The 1,199-nt window shown below is 73.3% G+C and carries 1 protein-coding gene and 1 pseudogene; one reads left to right on the top strand and one right to left on the bottom strand.

The features are described from left to right. The coding region (locus N869_RS15210) for an NAD-dependent malic enzyme (protein ID WP_035063069.1) at nucleotides 1-907 on the bottom strand (907 nt) is incomplete at its 3' end. A gap of 52 nt (nucleotides 908-959) precedes the next feature. Between N869_RS15210 and N869_RS17540 the strand changes: the two are divergent. Then, nucleotides 960-1,199: pseudogene (locus tag N869_RS17540) on the top strand (cell filamentation protein Fic); the annotation flags it as partial.

Raw genomic sequence — 1,199 nt, forward strand, 5'->3', positions numbered from 1 at the left:
GCCGGTCGGGGTGCACCACCCCGTCGACGTCGCACACCACGGCGTCCCGCACCCCGGCCTCCAGGAGCAGTCGCAGCACCGCCGTCCCGGCGGCCCCGGCACCGGACATCACCACGCGCACGTCGGTGATCTGCTTGCCGACGACGGTCAGGGCGTTGGTGAGGGCGGCGAGCGCGACGATCGCCGTCCCGTGCTGGTCGTCGTGGAACACGGGGATGTCGAGGCGTTCACGCAACCGACGTTCCACCTCGAAGCAGCGCGGGGCCGAGATGTCCTCCAGGTTGATGCCCGCGAACACGGGCGCGATCGCGCACACCGTCTCCACGATCGTGTCGACGTCGGTGGTGTCCAGGGCCACGGGGAACGCGTCGATCCCGGCGAACCGCTTGAACAGGGCGGCCTTGCCCTCCATGACGGGCAGCGCCGCGAGCGGGCCGACGTCACCCAGGCCCAGCACCGCGGTCCCGTCGGTGACGACGGCGATGGTGTTGCGCTTGATGGTGAGGTTGCGGGCGTCCTCGGGGTGGGCGGCGATCGCCTCGCACACACGGGCGACCCCGGGGGTGTACGCCATCGACAGGTCGTCGCGGTTGCGCAGGGGCACCTTGGGCTCGATGGACAGCTTCCCACCCAGGTGCAGCAGGAAGGTGCGGTCGCTGACCCGCTCGACGTCCACCCCGGGCAGGTCGCGCAGGGCGGCGACGATCGTGTCGGCGTGCTCCTGCCCGCGGGTCGCGCACGTGACGTCCACCCCGATGCGTTCGGGGTCCGAGACCGTGACGTCCAGTGCGGTCACGATGCCCTCGGCGTGCTCGATCGCGGTGGTGAGCTCGCTGACGGCGGTGGGCCGGGCCTGGACCTGCAGCCGGACGGTGATCGACGACGAGACGCTCGGCGCTGGGCTCATCGGCCCAGTGTGGCGCGCCGGGGCGGTCCGTGCCCTCCGTAGGGTGGGGGGCGTGTCAGGTCGCGTGGGTCATCCGTTGGTGCCGGTCGCCGAGCTCGAGGGGGTCGCGCAGGCCGTGGACCGGGCTCGTGCGGCGTGCACCGAGCTGCGCTGGCACGAGGCGTTCCGGCGCCGGTGGGAGGTCGCCAGGGTCGAGGCCGGTGTGCGGGCCGCCCGTGAGGGCCTGGTCGTGGACGGGGTGCGGGTGCCCGTCGAGGTGGTGCGGGACGTCACGCGTGGGGCACCGGCCCCG

Source organism: Cellulomonas bogoriensis 69B4 = DSM 16987 (assembly GCF_000767165.1).
GTDB classification, from domain to species: domain Bacteria; phylum Actinomycetota; class Actinomycetes; order Actinomycetales; family Cellulomonadaceae; genus Actinotalea; species Actinotalea bogoriensis.